20 protein-coding genes are annotated in these 18,087 nt (G+C 48.5%); 14 read left to right on the top strand and 6 right to left on the bottom strand.

Annotated elements, in window-relative coordinates; genetic code table 11:
• The first annotated feature begins 101 nt into the window (after nt 1-101).
• Nucleotides 102-329, top strand: a complete 228-nt coding sequence (locus tag ACXAJH_RS18770; RefSeq protein ID WP_474970278.1) for a hypothetical protein — start codon at nt 102-104, stop codon at nt 327-329.
• A gap of 107 nt (nt 330-436) precedes the next feature.
• Here ACXAJH_RS18770 and ACXAJH_RS18765 read toward each other — a convergent pair whose 3' ends face one another.
• On the bottom strand, nt 437-1,099 hold the full coding sequence (locus ACXAJH_RS18765; RefSeq protein WP_474970279.1) for a type 1 glutamine amidotransferase domain-containing protein: 663 nt from the start codon (nt 1,097-1,099) through the stop codon (nt 437-439).
• A gap of 144 nt (nt 1,100-1,243) precedes the next feature.
• Here ACXAJH_RS18765 and ACXAJH_RS18760 point away from each other — a divergent pair, with 144 nt between their 5' ends.
• Both ACXAJH_RS18760 and ACXAJH_RS18755 read left to right on the top strand, forming a co-directional pair.
• Nucleotides 1,244-1,576, top strand: coding sequence for an ArsR/SmtB family transcription factor (locus ACXAJH_RS18760; protein ID WP_474994923.1), 333 nt, complete (start codon nt 1,244-1,246; stop codon nt 1,574-1,576).
• A gap of 225 nt (nt 1,577-1,801) precedes the next feature.
• The gene (locus ACXAJH_RS18755; protein WP_474994928.1) at nt 1,802-3,295 is read left to right on the top strand and encodes a UDP-N-acetylmuramoyl-L-alanyl-D-glutamate--2,6-diaminopimelate ligase; all 1,494 of its coding nucleotides are present in this window, start codon (nt 1,802-1,804) and stop codon (nt 3,293-3,295) included.
• Between the two features lie 36 nt (nt 3,296-3,331).
• On the opposite strand, the gene ACXAJH_RS18750 is transcribed toward ACXAJH_RS18755, so the two are convergent.
• On the bottom strand, nt 3,332-3,871 hold the full coding sequence (locus ACXAJH_RS18750; protein WP_474994922.1) for an HD domain-containing protein: 540 nt from the start codon (nt 3,869-3,871) through the stop codon (nt 3,332-3,334).
• A 139-nt stretch (nt 3,872-4,010) separates the two neighbouring features.
• On the opposite strand from ACXAJH_RS18750, the gene ACXAJH_RS18745 reads away from it, so the two are divergent.
• The 6 genes from ACXAJH_RS18745 (at nt 4,011) to uvsE (ending at nt 8,633) form a co-directional block, all read left to right on the top strand.
• Entirely contained in the window at nt 4,011-4,949 is a 939-nt protein-coding gene (locus tag ACXAJH_RS18745; RefSeq protein ID WP_474994921.1) for a bifunctional riboflavin kinase/FAD synthetase, read from the top strand.
• A 25-nt stretch (nt 4,950-4,974) separates the two neighbouring features.
• Nucleotides 4,975-5,223 (top strand): YuzB family protein, encoded by a 249-nt coding sequence (locus ACXAJH_RS18740; protein WP_027953290.1) that lies wholly within the window; start codon nt 4,975-4,977, stop codon nt 5,221-5,223.
• Between the two features lie 14 nt (nt 5,224-5,237).
• On the top strand, nt 5,238-5,726 hold the full coding sequence (locus ACXAJH_RS18735; protein ID WP_474970593.1) for a DUF1189 family protein: 489 nt from the start codon (nt 5,238-5,240) through the stop codon (nt 5,724-5,726).
• Nucleotides 5,727-5,805: 79 nt separating this feature from the next.
• Nucleotides 5,806-6,642, top strand: a complete 837-nt coding sequence (locus ACXAJH_RS18730) for an SAM hydrolase/SAM-dependent halogenase family protein (RefSeq protein ID WP_474994920.1) — start codon at nt 5,806-5,808, stop codon at nt 6,640-6,642.
• Between the two features lie 75 nt (nt 6,643-6,717).
• Nucleotides 6,718-7,542 carry an aldo/keto reductase gene (locus ACXAJH_RS18725; RefSeq protein ID WP_474970286.1) on the top strand — a complete coding sequence of 275 codons (825 nt, stop codon included), beginning with the start codon at nt 6,718-6,720 and terminating at the stop codon, nt 7,540-7,542.
• A gap of 134 nt (nt 7,543-7,676) precedes the next feature.
• Nucleotides 7,677-8,633, top strand: coding sequence for a UV DNA damage repair endonuclease UvsE (gene uvsE, locus ACXAJH_RS18720; protein ID WP_474970470.1), 957 nt, complete (start codon nt 7,677-7,679; stop codon nt 8,631-8,633).
• Between the two features lie 186 nt (nt 8,634-8,819).
• Here the strand turns inward: uvsE and ACXAJH_RS18715 are convergent, their stop codons facing one another.
• Together ACXAJH_RS18715 and ACXAJH_RS18710 are read right to left on the bottom strand one after the other, a co-directional pair.
• Nucleotides 8,820-9,401 (bottom strand): CDP-alcohol phosphatidyltransferase family protein, encoded by a 582-nt coding sequence (locus ACXAJH_RS18715; protein ID WP_474970471.1) that lies wholly within the window; start codon nt 9,399-9,401, stop codon nt 8,820-8,822.
• Nucleotides 9,402-9,590: 189 nt separating this feature from the next.
• Entirely contained in the window at nt 9,591-11,006 is a 1,416-nt protein-coding gene (locus ACXAJH_RS18710; RefSeq protein ID WP_474970287.1) for an alanine/glycine:cation symporter family protein, read from the bottom strand.
• Nucleotides 11,007-11,142: 136 nt separating this feature from the next.
• Here ACXAJH_RS18710 and ACXAJH_RS18705 point away from each other — a divergent pair, with 136 nt between their 5' ends.
• The 5 genes from ACXAJH_RS18705 to ACXAJH_RS18685 all read left to right on the top strand — a co-directional run bounded on the left by ACXAJH_RS18705 (nt 11,143) and on the right by ACXAJH_RS18685 (nt 15,699).
• Nucleotides 11,143-11,733 carry a flavin reductase family protein gene (locus ACXAJH_RS18705; RefSeq protein ID WP_474970288.1) on the top strand — a complete coding sequence of 197 codons (591 nt, stop codon included), beginning with the start codon at nt 11,143-11,145 and terminating at the stop codon, nt 11,731-11,733.
• A gap of 177 nt (nt 11,734-11,910) precedes the next feature.
• Nucleotides 11,911-12,288: a GntR family transcriptional regulator gene (locus ACXAJH_RS18700; RefSeq protein WP_474970289.1), complete on the top strand. Its 378-nt coding sequence runs from the start codon at nt 11,911-11,913 to the stop codon at nt 12,286-12,288.
• On the top strand, nt 12,281-13,180 hold the full coding sequence (locus ACXAJH_RS18695; RefSeq protein WP_474994918.1) for an ABC transporter ATP-binding protein: 900 nt from the start codon (nt 12,281-12,283) through the stop codon (nt 13,178-13,180). The genes ACXAJH_RS18700 and ACXAJH_RS18695 overlap by 8 nt, the downstream gene beginning before the upstream one ends.
• Nucleotides 13,155-15,167 (top strand): DUF6449 domain-containing protein, encoded by a 2,013-nt coding sequence (locus ACXAJH_RS18690; protein ID WP_474970291.1) that lies wholly within the window; start codon nt 13,155-13,157, stop codon nt 15,165-15,167. Before ACXAJH_RS18695 ends, ACXAJH_RS18690 begins: the two co-directional genes overlap by 26 nt.
• A gap of 13 nt (nt 15,168-15,180) precedes the next feature.
• On the top strand, nt 15,181-15,699 hold the full coding sequence (locus tag ACXAJH_RS18685; protein ID WP_474970292.1) for an RNA polymerase sigma factor: 519 nt from the start codon (nt 15,181-15,183) through the stop codon (nt 15,697-15,699).
• A 185-nt stretch (nt 15,700-15,884) separates the two neighbouring features.
• On the opposite strand, the gene ACXAJH_RS18680 is transcribed toward ACXAJH_RS18685, so the two are convergent.
• Together ACXAJH_RS18680 and ACXAJH_RS18675 are read right to left on the bottom strand one after the other, a co-directional pair.
• A complete protein-coding gene (locus ACXAJH_RS18680) occupies nt 15,885-16,358 on the bottom strand; it encodes a PCYCGC motif-containing (lipo)protein (RefSeq protein WP_474970293.1) in 474 nt (157 codons plus the stop codon).
• A gap of 94 nt (nt 16,359-16,452) precedes the next feature.
• Nucleotides 16,453-18,084 (bottom strand): thiamine pyrophosphate-binding protein, encoded by a 1,632-nt coding sequence (locus ACXAJH_RS18675; protein ID WP_474970294.1) that lies wholly within the window; start codon nt 18,082-18,084, stop codon nt 16,453-16,455.
• Nucleotides 18,085-18,087 lie beyond the last annotated feature (3 nt).

Below are 18,087 nucleotides of genomic sequence, written 5' to 3'. Positions count from 1 at the left end.
GCGGATGTGCGGCAGGCATCTGCCCTTTTTATCCGTTGTCCACTAAAACGTACAAGCTGATTTGGAAAAAATACATACTGTAGAGCAGGAGGTGAAAGTTCATGCCTGCCTGGATTAGTCACAGTATGAAAGTTCTGCTTTCCATCCTGCTGTTTATCTTTTCTACAGCGGTGCTGACAGCAGGACTCCTTTTCGCCTTTCTTACAGGATGGACATTCCTGAAGGGGGCGGGGGCGGCAGTGCTCCTCGTTTTCTGGCTGATCACTTTCGGGGTTCTCTCCCGCCGGCTGTACCACTATTTGTTTCACCCACCAGGGGAGGACCAATAAGAAAAAAGCTTGTAGAAAAACACCATGTTTTTCTACAAGCTTTTTCCATGTCTCCATCCTTCTTTTTGGACAGCCGAAAGGGACCCTGAATCAGGATCCCTTATTTCTTACTGATTTAACTGTTTTACGACTTCTTTGGCTGCGGCTTCTGTGGATTGAGGGTTCTGCCCGGTAACCAAGCGTCCGTCTACTTCTACATGCTCTGCCCAGTTGGCCCCATTTCGGACTTGTGCACCAAGTTCGCTCAGGCGGCTCTCCAATAGGAAAGGCATATGCTCATCAAGGCCTGTTTCTGCTTCTTCCGCGTCTGTAAAAGCACTGACGCGTTTCCCTTTTACGAGAGGGTCGCCGTTGGATAATGTGGCACCGACAAGGCCAGCGGGGCCGTGGCAGACCGCAGATACGACTTTTCCATCTTCATAAAATCCTCGAAGCAGTTTCTGCAGTTTTTCGTTATCTGGAAAATCAAACATCGTCCCGTGTCCGCCTGGGAGGAAGATGGCATCGTAATCGTCCGCTTCCACGTCGATCAGCGGGGTCGTATTTTCTAAATGAGGTTTGGTATCCAGGATTTCCTGTGGTTCGTCGTCACTGACACTGTTCGGATCGATCGGAATTCCGCCGCCATTTGGACTGGCGACAGTAATGTTGTAGCCATGCTTGTTAAATTCATTATAGGCTTCTCCGAATTCAGACAGCCAAAGACCTGTGGACTGTTCTTCCGTAATCGTGTCGTGGTTCGTGACGACCATTAGAACGTTTTTAGACATAAACGATTGTTCCTCCTTTATCGGTTCTACAGTAGAAATTCCCGGCAGGGGCGAAGAGTAAACGTCTCCCTCCATTGACAAAAGGAGTAGAGGGACATACGATGAATTTACATTTCTCTTCACTATGGTAAAGGAGGCAGCAGGATGGCTGACGAAAAGGAACAAACGGTGACAGAAGAGGACCAGAGCCCCCTGGATGAGGAGACGTTATTCGTCGTTTCCCAGACGTTTAAGGCATTGGGCGATCCAACGAGAATTCGTATCCTGCATTTGTTGTGCGAGAAGGAGATGTCTGTCAACCAAATTGCCGATCAATTGAACCTAAGACAGTCCACCGTGTCTCATCAGCTGCGTTTTTTAAAAAATTTAAGGCTCGTCAAATACAGAAGAGCAGGCACGACGATTTATTATTCCAACGATGATGACCATGTCATTGACCTTCTGCAGCAGACGATCAGCCATGCCAGGCATAATTGACAATTGTATGAAAATGGAATGTTTCTCCTTCAAACGATTCAGTTTCCCTGCCATACAGCAGAAAGGTTTCAATGTCTTTGAAGAACGGGTAAAGTACGTAGTAAGGTATGTACCCCATAAGCGGTAAATAGTGGGTCAGCTTCCGTTAATCCCACGGAGGAACCGTACATAGTTCACCTGTAAAAAGACGACGATAAAGTTATATAAAGAGTGAGGAAAATGAACATGAATCTTTCATTTGATCAAATCCCCCAATTGAATATAGAGGCCCTTTACGGACCAACTGAGCAAACGGTTTCCTCCCTCGCCTTTCATTCCGGACGTATACAGCCGGATGCCGCTTTTTTCTGTTTAAAAGGAGAAACCTTCGACGGCCATGAGTATGTTGAGGAGGCGGTTGCCGGCGGGGCGAATGTCATTATCGGGCATGAGGATGAACTGTTCCGGCGTATGAGTGAGGTCTATACGAGGACAACGTTTATTGTCACTTCCCATGTACGATCGGCCATGGCTGGTTTCTCCAAGTACTTTTATGGAGCAGCCGATGATGAGCTGAAGACGATTGGTGTCACTGGTACGAACGGTAAAACGACTGTAGCCGCCTACGTGCGGTCTCTGCTTACGCTTCTTGAACTTCCGGCAGGATCCATCGGAACGACAGGAATCTGGACATCCAGCAGAAAGCTCTCCTATAAAAAAAGTACGCCGACCACACCGGAATCAATGGATCTGCATCGCATTTTCCGTGACCTGCGTACCCACGGAGATGAAGCAGCCGTGATGGAAGTATCCTCCATTGCCCTGGATCAATCCCGTGTGGAAGGCATTCAGTTTGATGTGGCGATCCACACCAACTTTTCTGAGGAGCATTTGGAATACCACCATACCATCGACCACTACAGGGAGTGTAAAATGCGTCTCTTCAAACAGGCCGATCACCGCGTCGTGAATATCGATGACGACGGCATGGCCGCTGAACTTCTCGCAATGGGAAGGGAAGGGCTGCTGACGTACAGTATAGAAGGCCGTCCAGAGGCTGATATCAGAGCGGAAGACATTGAGGTGACAGAGGCGGGCTCCACCTTCACACTACAGGTGTACGGACGTTCGGAAAACGTACAGGTACCTGTGTACGGCACCTATAACGTCGCGAATGTTCTGTCTGCCATCGGCACAGCTCTTCACCTTGGATTCACCATCGATCACATCCTCTCCGTCCTCCCGGCCATGCAGGGACCGGAAGGACGCTTCCAAGTTATCGATACTCCAATGAATCAGAAGGTGATTCTTGATTACGCCCATACGCCTGTAGCTTTAAACCGTCTCCTGGAAGAAGTGAAAAAGCTGAGACACCGCCGTTTAATTGTCATGATTGCCGGGATCGGCATCCGTGATTTCAATAAAATGCCGAAGATGGCAGCGGCGATTGAAGGCCGGGCCGACGAAATCATCGTAACGGTCGACCATCCCGGCTACCACGATCCGCAGATTATCGTTGATCAAGTCTGCACAGGATTTTCCCATCCGGAATCTCCGCATGTCCATCAGACCCGCACGCGGGAGGAAGGCGTTCTGCGTTCCCTCGAGCTGGGGGGAGAAGGCGATATTATTCTTCTGACCAGCGGGTGCATCAATAATGCGCAGATGGTGAAGGGAGAGGAAATCCCTCATTCAGACGAGGCGATTATAGATAGCTTTTATGCCGGAGTGGCTCAATAAAAACATCCAGTTCCTGTTTGGGAACTGGATGTTTTTTTAATCAAACGTTTGTTCAACCAGTTCTGCGTACTCTTGAAAAAAGGGAGGAGCGTCCTGTTTGGAGAGACCATTGTACATAGCTGAAGCCACCGATTGATAATACCATTTCTGCTGGGAGTATCCCGCGTTGAAGTTATCCCACACCTTTTCCCCGAGGCGCTGCTGGGCCGTATGGATGGAGCGCAGGTTATCAAGCTTATCTGCTGCAATCAGGGACTTGATTTCCATACGGCCGTCCCGGACCACGTTGATGGTGTGCTGTTTGCGCTGCTGCCAGGGAAGCCGTTTGTCCTCCGTATGCGCCGCCACAAGCTCTGTCACCTGATCACCAAACTGCTTATGAATATCCTCAATGGTCACCTCTGTATCTTCTACGACATCATGGAGCCACCCTGCACAAATAAGTGCTTCAGAAGCTCCGCATCCTCTGAGGATTTCACTCACTCTCTGCGGGTGAACAATGTAAGGGTCAGCTGAGTTCTTCCGTTTCTGCCCTCTGTGGGCTCTGGCTGCCAGCCGTTCCGCCTGCTCAATCATGCTTTTCCTCCTTTTCTTTTGATCATAACAGAAGAACAAGGGCAGAATCATTGCAAAAACTGTCCAAGGTTGATTAAATAAGAATGGATATTATATAATTAGAAGGTTTAATCAACAGGTTGAAGGGGATGCTTTGTTAATGGAACTGATTGAAGTACAAGGACGACCACCTGAGAATCAAGAGCCCGTTGTTTTAATTATCGGGAAGATGGACGGCGTACACCTGGGGCATCAGTCGCTTCTACAGGAAGCAGAGAAGCTGGCCCGTCCGGAAGATAAGATTGCGGTTTATGGTTTTTCTGATCATCCCAAATGGGTGCTGCGCGGCGAGGAATCCTTTAAGTATGGGTTGTCTACACTTGAAGATAAACTGGCCCGTCTGGAACGGTTCGGGGTAGATCGTTACTATCACGTCCATTTTACAAAAGAATATGCAAAAACATCTCCCGATGAATTTGTACTGGAGCATTTGAACCGCTTGAATATCCAGCATGTGATTGTAGGAGAAGATTTCCGATTCGGAAAAGGCCGTGGTTCTGACGCGGAAGGACTGGCAGAGCTGTGCAGGGAAATCGGAGCCGGGGTATCGATTGTACCCGGTGTGATGCTTCATGATTCTAAAGTGAGCAGTACCGATATCCGCACGCATGTATCCAACGGAAGGATGGAAGCGGCCCAGGCGATGCTCGGGCGCCCTTATGAAGTTACAGGTTTCGTTGAAAAAGGGGAGCAGCTTGGACGCACGCTTGGTTATCCGACCCTGAATGTCGGAGGAATCGATGACTACATCAAAGCCAAGCCGGGCGTCTACCTCGGTCTTGTGAAGCTTGTACAGGATTCTCCTGAATACTATTACACATTAATCAGTGCCGGTTACCGCCCGACGGTAAACGGTGATTCTTATAAAGTCGAAGCTTACCTTCTGGATTTTTTCGGTGATCTCTACGACAGGAAAGTGACCGTTCAGTTTTTACGGCACTTGAGAGACGAGGAGAATTTTGACGGGGTCGATGCCCTTGTCACGCAGATGCAGAAGGATGAGCAGAAGGCCCGTCGAATTTTAGGCTTACCCGAATAATACACCTTAGAAAGGAGTACACCTGATGGGAATCGTTGTTGTTGAAGTATGTGACGGCAACTTGATCAATGAACTGGACATCGAAAGCATCATTGAATCCGAATATCCAGAAGTCGCTGTACTCATGAACGAATGTTTATCGTTCTGCGGCATGTGTGCCGTCCGCCCGTATGCCATTGTCAATAATCAGCGCGTTTTCGCAAAAACACCCGAAGACGCCCTGGAGAAAATCCGTACGAAGATTGAAGAAGAACTGGCCATTTACGCTGAATAAGGCAGGAGAGACTCATGGGGTTTTTTGATTCGTTGAAGAATAGTCTGCGCCTTCCAAAAAAAGAGGCGATGTTCCATTTGAATAGAAAAGGCATTACACAGACGATCGGTTATTTGTTTGTGCTTCTGTTTGCTTTGTTCCTGCCGGATATGGTTTTTTCGATTATGTATCTGGAGACGAGCGTTACAGAAGTATCCAGAGGAATGTACATCGTGCAGTTCCTCGTCTTTTATCCGCTGTTGATTGTCTTTTTAATCCTTGTCGGGGTTTCCATATTGGCTGGAGGTGCGCTCCTGCTTTGTAAGGCCCTTGAGAGGAAACTGAGCTACCAGCTGCTTTGGAAGCTGACCGCTTATGCTGCCACACTGCCGTTGATTCTCAGCGTCGTGCTGAAATATGCAGCGGTGCCCAACGTGATCAGTGCTCTTATTTTTTTCATTCTTTTCAGCTTTTATATGTACCGGATGATCATCATCTATCCAAAAGCACCTGTCCGTTCGTAGGACCGGTGCTTTTTTATGTTGCTTTTTTTAGATGAATTATTTAGAATGTTCCTAATTTAACAGGATGGAGGTTCTGCGAATGGGAGCACTCGTATTTCAATCGGATTTCGGACTCGGAGATGGTGCAGTGAGTGCCATGCACGGGGTGGCGCATGGAGTGGATGACTCGTTGAACATCTTTGATTTGACCCATGACATTCCACCTTTTCATATATGGGACGGCTCATACCGGCTGTGGCAGACGATGGGGTATTGGAGAACAGGAACAGTCTTTGTGTCTGTTGTGGATCCTGGCGTCGGATCTGCCCGAAGAAGCATCGGGGTCCGGACCGGGTCCGGCCATTATGTCATTACACCGGACAACGGAACGTTGACGCATATAATGGCGGCCGAAAGAATCGTCGAGGTCAGGGAGATTGACGAGCGGGTCAACCGTCTTCCGCGCTCCGGTGAATCGTTTACGTTCCATGGCCGGGACATTTACGCCTATACAGGAGCAAGATTGGCTTCCGGAGTGATTTCTTTTGAGGAAATCGGTCCTCCTCTTGATCCAGCGGAACTTGTGAAGCTCCCGGTGAAAGAGCCCGTGCTTAAGCCTGGGTCTGTATCGGGGATCCTGGATATCCTTGATGTGCGGTTTGGAAATGTATGGACCAACATTCCCCGTCGGTTATTCCTTCAGACAGGCGTCGATTACGGCAGTCAACTGGACGTGCAGATCACTCACAATGGCCAGGAGGTGTATCACAATACGGTGACGTTCGGCCGTTCTTTCGCAGCTACGCACATCGGAGAGCCTCTCCTATATGTGAATTCGCTCGATCATATGGCCGTCGCCATTAACCAAGGCTCCTTTTCCAAGGCGTATGGTATTCGGACAGGATCGAATTGGGAAATACAATTGAAAAAGCCGTGAGCAGATTAGAAGCCCGCATGAAAGCGTTATGATACACTACAATTTGAAATCCCTAAGCAGAAAAGGAGAATGACAATGAAGACGGTTACGCTACATAGGCAGATTGAAATGCCTCAGCTCGGTTTCGGTGTTTGGCAGGTAGAAGAAAAGGAAGCAGTGCCTGCGGTAACAAAAGCCATCGAAACAGGTTATCGTTCTATTGATACAGCAGCCATTTACGGCAACGAAAAGCAGGTCGGGGAAGCCATCCGCCAGAGTGGCGTTGCGCGCGATGAATTGTTCATTACGACAAAGGTATGGAATACAGATCAAGGGTACGACAATACATTGAAAGCTTTTGAAACTTCTCTTGATAAGCTTGGCCTCGACTATGTGGACCTTTATTTGATCCACTGGCCGACACCGGAATTCGATGAGTACGTTGAAACCTATAAAGCACTTGAGAAACTGTATAAAGACGGTAAGGTAAAAGCTATCGGAGTCTGTAACTTCGACATCGATCATCTGCAGCGTCTATTGGATGAATGCGATGTGAAGCCTGCAGTCAACCAGGTGGAATGCCATCCATATCTTGCACAGAATGAGCTGAAGGATTTCTGCCGTGATCATGGTATCCTCGTAGAAGCATGGAGCCCTCTCATGCAGGGGGGAGAAGTTCTGAAAAACGAAGATGTTCAGTCCATTGCCAAAAAGCATGGGAAAACACCAGCGCAGGTCATCATCCGCTGGCACCTGCAGAACGATACGGTTGTCATTCCGAAATCCGTGACACCATCCCGCATCGAAGAGAACTTTGATGTGTTTGACTTTGAATTGACGGCCGACGATATGGCGGCCATCAACAAATTGGACCGTGGAGAGCGTAAAGGTCCGAAGCCATCAGAAATGAATGTAAGATAATCATGAGGAAAGGGCTGCCGGACGCCGGCGGCCCTTTTTTTATTGGAAAAACAGAGGGATCGTTGATTACATTATTAACCTTTTCCATTATGGGGAAGATAGAACTATACCATTTTGTGAGAAGGAGTATGTTTATGATCATCCGCTTCGGCTATGTATCCCACGCTCTATCGCTGTGGGAGGCCGCGCCTGCAAAAACGATGACTTTTGCCCGCTACGAGAAACTTGGGCGGGAAGAAGCGTTGAAACAGCTTCATACGATTGCAGAAATGAATCTGCGCCGTACCATTCGGATTCTCCACTATAATGTGGCCCGGCAGATCCACCTATACCGGATGTCTTCCTCCTTAATTCCGCTTGCCACCCATGATGATGTGGAGTGGGACTATATTACACCCTTTGAGTATTTGTTCAGGGAAATCGGGGATATTGTCAGAAGGCACCGGATGAGGACGAGTTTCCACCCCAATCAATTTACGTTGTTTACCAGTGACAGGCCTGAAGTCACGATCAATGCCGTCAAGGATATGACCTATCATTACGCGATGCTGGAAGCGATGGGCCTGCATGAGGAAGCCCATATCAACCTTCACGTGGGCGGTGCCTACGGAAATAAAGCTAAAGCACTCGGCCGTTTTCACGAGAATATCAAGCAGCTCCCGGATCCAGTCAAACAGCAGATGACGCTTGAAAATGATGATAAAACCTACACCACATCGGAAACACTTGACGTGTGCGAAAAACACAACATTCCAATGATGTTCGATTATCATCACTATAGGGCCAATCATACAGATGAAGAATCACTGAAGGATCTCCTGCCCCGCTTTTTCCGGACGTGGGAAGGCATGCATGTGCCTCCGAAAATCCACATCTCCTCCCCGAAGTCGGAGAATGCTTTCCGTAGCCATTCGGATTATGTGGACGCTGATTTTATTCAGCCGCTTCTAAAGGAATTGAAAGCAATGAACCAGCCGGTCGATTTTATGATTGAAGCGAAAGGAAAAGATCTTGCTCTCATGAAACTGGTGGAGGACATGGCTGCTGTCAGAGGTGTGAAAAGGATAGAAGAGGCCGTGCTCGATCTATAAAACAGTCCTTTGCATGCTGCTTCTATCCGTTTATACCGAATTGCTTTTAAGATGAGCATTCACTGACAAGCGGTTCGTAAGCATTCATGCTGCGCAATCAAAAAAGAGATGCTCCTTTGCTTCGCAAAAGAGCATCTCTTTTTCTCCTCTATCTCTGTCAAAGTCTCCGGGTATTGGAGAGGGCTCTTACTTCAGAATTTTGGCTGCTTCCACAAAACGCTGGATGCCTGTGAATAGTTCTACGGCAAAGAACAACAGCGTTGACCAGAGCAGATAATCCGGAAACAACATCATAATGCTGAATAAAAGGAAGCCTTCTGTCCGTTCGGCCGCCCCTGCCTGATAATAGAAGGACTTCACCCCTGCTTTTTCAGACACAGCTCCAACGACAAGGAAAATCGTCATCGAAATAATGATGGAGGCGGTAAGAAGAAGAAGCGGCCACAGCACGTCCGGGTGCACGTAGGCGATCGCAAGAATGATTCCGACTTCGACGACCCGGTCGAACGTAATATCCATCACGGTGCCGAAGGGGGATGTTTTCGTGTGGCGGGCCATTGTCCCATCTACGGCATCGAGAAATCCGGAAAACCATAAAAGGACGACAGCAGCCACCGGATGGCCGAGCATGTAAAGGATACTGGTGCCCAGACCGATGAATAGAGCGGTGATGGTGATTTGATCGGCTGAACGGCCCTGTTTTAATAAATAGTGGGCGGTTTTATCAATGGAAGGCTGTACATATTTCCTGGCGTGGGTATCGAGCATGTGAACACCTGCTTTTCGTTGTTTTCCTGCGTGTTTATCCAATATCCTATCCTCTTAGACGATAGCATAATCAGGGCTGGGAAGAGAATTGAAAAGGTCCATGTGTAAGCTTTCTTACAATCGGAGGACAGCCCATAAAAAAAGCTGACGGGAAAAGTCCCCGTCAGCCGGCTTCCGTACAGGAAGGGTTCAGCTGGCATCTTCCTCTTCCTCAAACAAGGAGATGTTCCGTTTGGAGGTTTTCTTTTTATACACCCGGTTTACGTAGTCATCGGTCAGTGCCGCGATTTCCTTGTGCAGGAACAGGAGCGGGATGATATTCGCAAGAAGGACAAGGGCTAGAAGCAGATCAAGGAACTGCCATACAAACTGAAGGCCTCCGAGAGCTCCGACGAAGACGGCTAGAATATAAACGATTCTCATCCCTTTGGCCGCTTTCAGCCCATATAAGTATTCCGCCTGCTTCTCTCCGTAGAATACAAGAATTCCAATCGTTGTAATGACGAAAAAGAGCAGGAAGACACTGATGAAGCTTCCTCCGAACGCGTCGCCGAACTCACTGCCGATGGCGACGTTGATCATGTTGGAGGCGTCGCTGCCATCGACTTCTGTCCAGGCCCCTGTAACGAGCACGACAAGGCCGGAAACGGTACAGATCAGAATCGTATCTACGAAAACGCTGAAGATCCCCCACAGCGCCTGGCGGGAAGGGTGATCGGTCTGAGCAGCAGAATGGGCGATCGAAGCTGTCCCGAGTCCTGCTTCGTTGGAGTAAAGACCGCGCGCAATTCCCCAGCGGAGCGCCTGGGCTACGGCGGCCCCGGCAAATCCGCCCGTAGCGGAAACAGGGGTGAAGGCGTGCTGGAAAATAAGAGCAAAGACGGCAGGGATTTCACCCATGTTGGCAAAGATGACGTAAAAACAGACAGCAAGGTAAATCAGCACCATCCCCGGCACCATTTTATCGGTGACTTTGGCGATGCGCTGAATGCCACCAAATACCACGAGGGCAATAGCCACGCACATGATGGCGCCGGTAACTTCCACCGGCCACCCAAAGGCTCCTTCGGTCTGGGTGGCAATGGAATTGGACTGGACCATGACACTTGGTATCAGTTCAATCATAAGGAGAAAGGCAAAGGCGGTGGAGACCCATTTCCAGCCGAGTGCTTTTTTTATGTAATACTGCGGGCCGCCGACCCATACGTTCTTTTCATTCTTTTCCCTGTATTTCACCCCGAGAAGAATCTCGCTGTATTTTGTTGCCATTCCAATAAGCGCTACCACCCACATCCAGAAAAGTGCCCCCGGCCCACCGAGCGATATGGCTACCGGAACCCCTACGATATTTGTGGCGCCCGCTGTTGAGGCAAGGGCTGATGTGAACGCCTGGAAAGGAGTGATGCTTCCTTTCTGTTTGTTTTTCTTGAAAATCTGGCCCACGGTTTGATGGAGAACATGGCCGAAGAAGCGGAATTGAAAAAACTTGATGCGGAACGTGAGGAAGATCCCGCCGAGAATTAAAATAATAGCAAGAGGGTATGTCCATAAAAAGTTGGATACAGTGGCTAATGCATCTTTAAAGGCACTCCATAAATCTCCCAATAAAAGAAACTCCTTCCTATTTTTAAATGTTAATCATACATTCCCTTTACCATTTACTGTTAAACGGTGAATTACTCTACATGATGTGGAAGAACATGGATTCTAGTACAATGAAAAGAAAAGGAGGAGAAGCAGGATGAAAATCGGAGAAAATCAGTTTCATGAGCATCGTATGAGTAAGCTGGTGAAAGGGGCCGTCGTCCCTCGTCCCATCGCATGGGTGTCTTCTCTCAGCTCTGATGGTGTGGCCAATCTGGCTCCGTTCAGTTTTTTTACAGTGGCTTCCATGGACCCGGTCACGCTTTGTTTTTCCATTGGTGATGGAGCACGGGAGAAGGATACTCTTGTCAACATAAGGGAAACCGAAACCTTCATTATTAATCTTGTGACAGAACAACTGGCTGACCAAATGCACGAGAGCAGTAAAAATCACAGCCCGGATGTAGATGAGTTCCATGCCGCCGGCGTGGAGTCGGAACCCGGAGATTTTGTAAATGTTCCGAGAGTGAAGGAATCTCCTGTGCATATGGAGTGTGCGCTGTCACAGGTTGTAGAGGTGGGGTCCGGTCATTTAGTGCTCGGCCGTCTTGTTGGTTATCATGTGAAGGACGATGTCTATGTGGACGTGGATAAGATCGATCCCCATAAACTGAAACCTGTTGGAAGGATGGCAGGAGATTATACATACGTCCGGGAGTTTTATTCCCTGCCCACCCACGGAGAATAATGGACAAACATCGAGACGGCCGGGATTTCACCCGGCCGTCTTTTTTTATGATCCGGCAGCTAAAAGTGGGAAGTTGTTATTTTTTCAAACCGGGACTTCTCAAAATATGGAGTGACGTGTATACTACTGTATTAGTAGTAATAATACAGTTAATACAGAAGAGGCGGAGGTGGATCTATGTTTGAGCTGGATATCAGGAGCCGTAAGCCGATTTACGAGCAGCTGATCGACAAACTGAAGCAGCTGATTATTCACGATGTGCTTAAGGAGGATGAAAAGCTGCCTTCTGTGAGGGAACTGGCGCAGCAGTTGACGATCAACCCGAATACGATTCAAAAGGCATACCGGGAGCTCGAGTCCCAGGGCTACATTTACTCGTTGAAAGGGAAAGGAAGCTTTGTTCATCCTTCAAGTAAAAACGGACGGAAAGAGGAGCTGGAAAAAGTGAGGGAAGAGTTGAAGAAATTATTTGCAGAAGCGATGTATTTAGGTATGAGCCGGGAAGAGATTGCTGAACTTTTAAAGGATGTGGAAGGGGGAGAACGTCATGATTGATGTGAGAAACGTCGATAAATCGTTCGATAAACAACAGATTTTAACCAATGTCAGCTTTCATGTGAACAAGGGATCGATCTACGGGCTGCTTGGGTCCAACGGGGCCGGTAAAACGACGATGATGCGGATGCTCGCAGGAATCCTGCGGCAGGACGACGGTCAGGTCCATATTGACAATGCTGGAATTTATGAAAATACGAAAACAAAGCAGCGGCTCATTTTTCTGCCGGACCACCTGTATTTCCTTCCTCAATATACCATTCGGCAGATGGGGGACTATTATCGATCCTTGTTTCCCGGCTGGGATGAAGAGCGGTACGAAAAGCTGAGAACGCTGTTTAAGCTGGACGACAAGCAGAAGCTCAGCCGTTTTTCAAAAGGGATGCATAGACAGGCAGCGTTCTGGCTCGCATTGTCCACCGTGCCGGATGTATTGATTCTTGATGAGCCGTTTGACGGCCTGGATGCTGTCATGAGACAGAAAATCAGAAACTTGATTATCCAGGATGTGGCTGAACGTGAAATGACGGTTTTGATTTCTTCTCATAACCTGAAGGAAGTGGAGGATATCTGCGACCACGTCGGCATCCTGCATAAGGGCGAGATCCTGCTGGAACGTGATTTGGACGACTTGAAGGAAGACGTGCATAAAATTCAGGCCGCCTTCAAGGAGGATGCGTTCGATCCTGATGAAACAGATCTTGACGTCCTTCATGTAGAAAAACGGGGAAGCGTATATGTTCTTATCGTCCGCGGCACAGAGAAGGAAGTGGCACAGGAAATTCAGTCATGGCATCCTGTGGTTTATGACCGCCTGCCGTTAACGCTTGAGGAAATTTTCATTTATGAAATGGGAGGTGCCGGATATGCGTTCGAAAACATCCTTGTTTAATAAGGAAATATTCAAGCAGGATTTCAGAGCTGTAGGGTGGATCAGCATCGTCTATTTTCTTGGACTTTTCTTTCTCGTTCCGCTGCCGTTGTTTATGGATTTGAATACAGCCGCTCCTATGGCTTCACCGGTGGATAATGACGGAGGGCTCTTCGGTTCGATGTTCGCCTTTGTACTTCAAGCCGTTTTTCTATTGATTCTGCCTGTCTTGATGGCTGTCTTTTTATTCCGGTATCTCCAAACGAAGGATGCCTCGGACTTTGCTCATAGCTTACCGATCAGCCGCGGCAGGCTCTTGAACCATCATCTGGTGTCAGGGATTGTTCTGCTGCTCGTCCCGGTTCTCTTGAATTTCATCATTCTAGTTGTAACTTCACGGGTCGCGGACGTATCGGGTTATTTCACGATCGGAAATGCCGCCTACTGGCTCGCTGTTTTCTGTGTCATGTCCATCCTTTTATTTATGACCGGTGTCTTTGTAGGGACGCTGACCGGTTTATCCGCTGTCCATGCAGTAATTACGTATATTTTCCTGCTATTTCCTGCCGGGATGTACTTATTGATCAGCTATTACCTGGACATGACAGTCAATGGTTTTTCAGGCGTCATCGCTCAGGAAGAAACGATCCAGCATTTATCACCAATCACAGATGTGCTGACGGCGTCCTCTTCCGGTGGTGAAGTCTCCAATCTTCCATTATCCCAAGTTTCTTTATGGACGTACGGTTTGGCATCTGTCGTCATGTATGGCCTTTCTTATGTCATTTACCAAAGGCGTGCGTTGGAAACGGCCACAAAAGCTGTGACTGTACCAGCGCTGCGCCCTGTCTTCAAGTTTGGTGTCACCTTCTGCACCGCGCTGCTTGGAGGGATGTATTTCGGTCTCAGCCTGAGTTTGTACGGCTGGATGGTGTTTGGCTGGGTATTGGGCGGAACCTTCGGATATATGGCAGCAGCTATGCTGTTGGAAAAGACATGGCGTGTCTTCCATATCCGTCTCATGAAAAACTGGCTCATCTATACAGGAAGCGCAGGTGCTGTCCTGGCTCTCCTTCCGTTAGGCTGGCAGAGCTACGAAGCTTACATTCCGGAGCAGGAAAAGGTTGTGAAAGCTTATATCAGTGAGGGGTATGGTGAATACGAGCAGTACCAGAACGCCGAAACGCCGATCCCTTCTATCACTTCCGGAGAAGGAATTGAGTCGGTGCTGAATTTACATGAAGCCCTTGTCGAATACAGTGAACCTATGGAGATGGGAGAAGACTATTACTTTATCAACTATGAACTGGAAAACGGTCGGAAGGTCCAGCGGCAGTACCAGACGGGTGATCGAAGAATCGAAGCCGCCCGGCAGGCGGTTTATGAAACAGATGAAGGTAGAAACATCCGTTATCCAGCTATAACGCTGGAGAGTGGACAGGTGGACCGCATCCATCTTGATCCTAATGGGAAAGGAAGTCCGCATACAATCGTGGATGAGGAGAAAGTGACCGGCTTGTTGAAGGCTTTGAAAGAAGATCTGCGCAGCCAGTCTTATGAAGAGATGGCCCATCCAAGCGGCATGTATTCATGGATTTCCTTCCGTGTGAGGGACGAATCCAATGAAATCATAACCAATCCTTATCAAACGACCGTATATGAAGGATATGAACAAACGACGGCCTGGCTTAAAAAGGAAGGGTTATATGAGGACTTCATGGTCGGACCCGAGGACATTGCCGAAGCGGAAGTGTTTGAATGGCCGGAGGAACAGTTCGCCGAGGATTACCCGAGATTTATCTTTGATCGTTTATTGGAACAGGGCGTGGAGCCACTGGCCGTGGAAGGGAAAGAGAAAATAGAGCCTCTGCTTCAAGGCGGACACAATCAGGATGAGGGCGCCTATATAGTCGCCCTTTACTATGATGATACCAACAAAGACTATAATGAAATTGTGACGTTCACCAAAGAAAATGCTCCCGATTTCGTTCGTCAGCATTTTGAGTAAGGGGGAGATCCGGATGGATATTTATGAACTTTATGAGCGTTATCACCGGCGGGTCTTTTTCTCTGCATATAAAGTGGTGAATAACTACAGCCTTGCTGAAGATGTGGTGCAGGAAACGTACTTGAAAGCCTATCACAAACTGGATGAACTGACGGATGAGGAAAAAGCAGGGGCCTGGTTGTCGACGATTGCCGCAAGAAAAGCGGTCGATCTGCTGAGAAAAGAGCGGCGTGCCGTTGTAGTATCGCTTGAACATTTCCCGCTGCCCGATTCTTTATGTCAACAGGGCTCTCTCGTTGAAGCAACGTGTGAACGGCATCAGCTTGAGGAGGAGATCCTATCATCCATCGGCTTATTATCCCCTAAAATAAGGGAGGTTCTTCAGTTAAGCTTTCAGTACAGCATGAAGGAGAAGGAAATTGCGGACCTTCTGAACATAACCCAGAGCGCGGTGAAGTCGAGACTGCACCGCGGTCGTAAACAGTTAAAACAGAAATTCGAACAGAAGAAGCCGGTGGAAAAGACGGCATGAAAGATTTGTTCTGAAGATGGACTCCCTTCAGCTTGTAGAGGAACCTGTGCTTTTCTATTATCCCCATAAGTCCGGATCATTGGGTGACCTCGGACGCTCTCTGAGTACCATATGCTGTTTCTGAATAAACAAAGGCCGCCCCGGTTTCCGGGGCGGCCTTTGTCGTTCATTTTAAAACGATCTGATTAAAGAGCAGGGGTTGGAGTAGGTTCTGCATACCCGTTTTCATATGCTTCATCAATATCTGCACGGATGTCCTTGATTGATTTCCCCTGCTGATAATCGTTGATGGAAGAGGCAGCAATTTCAAGGCAGACCCCGCATTTCGTTCCGTGGTCATCCCACATGATCTTGCCGTCGTCATGATTTTCATGAACGAAGCAGTCGTAATTATCTTTATGGCCGGCGCTTTCTCCGCAGCCACAGTAACAAGGGATGTTTTCAAGCAGATCGCGGTGCTGGGCAGCAGCCAGGTAGATGTTCTGGACATTTTCAGGTTTTCCGTCCATGAAGTCTGGGAGGACATCCGCTGAAGCCGTTTCTTCACGTAGATCTCCGTTCGCATGTTCAACATGACTCTCTTCACTTTCCGATGCTCCACATCCTGTGAGGGACAGTCCGGATACGAGTATACCCACGATGAGTACATTTTTCAGCAAAACAAAGCACCCTCTTTATATAGATTATCTCTATCATAAAGAGGGCGCAGGAAAGATTCAATCGTTTTCAAAAAAATGACAGACGTTTATAGATTTATTTTCCGAAAGAAGAAAGGAATTTGACTCTATCGCCCATAGGCGGGACATTGTCATCCACAAGGGAAATCTCAAGAACAGCTGGTCCGCTGCTGTTCAAAACCTCTCCGAGTGTTTCTTCATTCACATCTTCCATGGAATGGACGGAAACGGACGGCACACCAAGAGAAGCGGCCATAGCCGTAATATTGACCGCTTCCTGACCAAACCGCTCATGCGCACGCTTATACTGCAGCGTATGCCCGTGATGGACCATGCCGAGCCGTGCATTATTCATCACGATAAACAATACGGGGATGTGGTATTCTTTGGCTGTCAGCAGTTCCATCCCGTGCATGAAGAAGCAGCCATCTCCGGTAAGGCTTACTACAGGTCTTTCCGGCTCTGCAAGCTTGGCACCGATGGCACTGCCGATGCCGCTTCCCATTGCTCCGAAATGGACATTGATATCAAAAGAATCTGTGGAACGGACGTTCATATAGTGAACGACATAAGCCATGAATTCTCCGATATCCACTGTATAGCGCGTATTCAAAGGGAGGAGCTTCTGCAGGGAGAGCAGCACGTTCCGGGAGTTATACTCCGATGTGATTTCCTGTGAGCGCTGTGGGAAGGCAGGCATTCGTTTCTGCCTGTGTCCAAGCTGGTTCAAAGCTGTAATCAAAGAAGATACCGTCACATTGATATCCCCGTGTACAGCCATGTCTACCGGATACTTCCGGTTGAAAACCGTAGCATCGTAATCAACCTGGATAAGCGTACGGTTGGCGGCCAGATTGGGATTCCAGTTGTTCGTAGCCGTTTCTCCGAGGCTCGACCCAAGCACAAGGATGGTTTCAGCTGCATTCGAATGAATGAATGCGGAAGCCTCTTCGTGCCCGGCAAATCCGAATATCCCTTTCAGAAGCGGATGATCATCCGGGATGAATCCCTTCGCCTGAGGGGTCGTGATAATCGGCCATTCCAGTGTTTCAGCCAGTTCCAGTACGTCTTCGACAGCCCCTCGGATCCCTTGGCCGGCGAAGATGAATCCACTCGTTCCGGCGAGTTTTTCAGCCGTTTCCTGGATTTTATCATCATCGGGAAGAAGGGGGACGCGTTCAGGAAAAGCCGGAAGAGCGGGGGGCATAACGGATGAAAGCTGAACGTCGATCGGCATAGCGATATGCACAGGGCCTGGAACACCGGTCAGGGCAATTTCCACCGCTTTATGAATTTCTGGAAGCAGGTCCTCTGCCCGGTCCACACGCTGGCTGTATTTTGTAACCGACTGATACAGAGGGTCCGCATGCAGTTCCTGGGACGCGTTCAATCCGACCGTATCCACAGGGACAGCTCCGGTGAGAAACAGGACAGGTAGGTGCTCCCGCATCGCATTCGCCGCTCCTGTCACCAGGTTTGTCCCTCCGGGTCCACTGCTTCCGATGCACACACTCAGCGAACCGGAATACTTAGCATAGGCTGCGGCCATATAGGAGGCTGCTCCTTCATGCTTAGCAATTACAGGTGTAATGGAAGGCGTATCATAAAGCTCATCAAAAAAGGCATTCACCGATCCAGCCGGAATTCCGAAAATATAAGAGACATTTCCTGAAACTAAATAATCCAGTACAGCTCGAACAGATTTCATTTC

This window comes from Halobacillus sp. ABD4_316, assembly GCF_056161385.1.
This window is presented reverse-complemented; position numbering and strand designations above follow the sequence as displayed.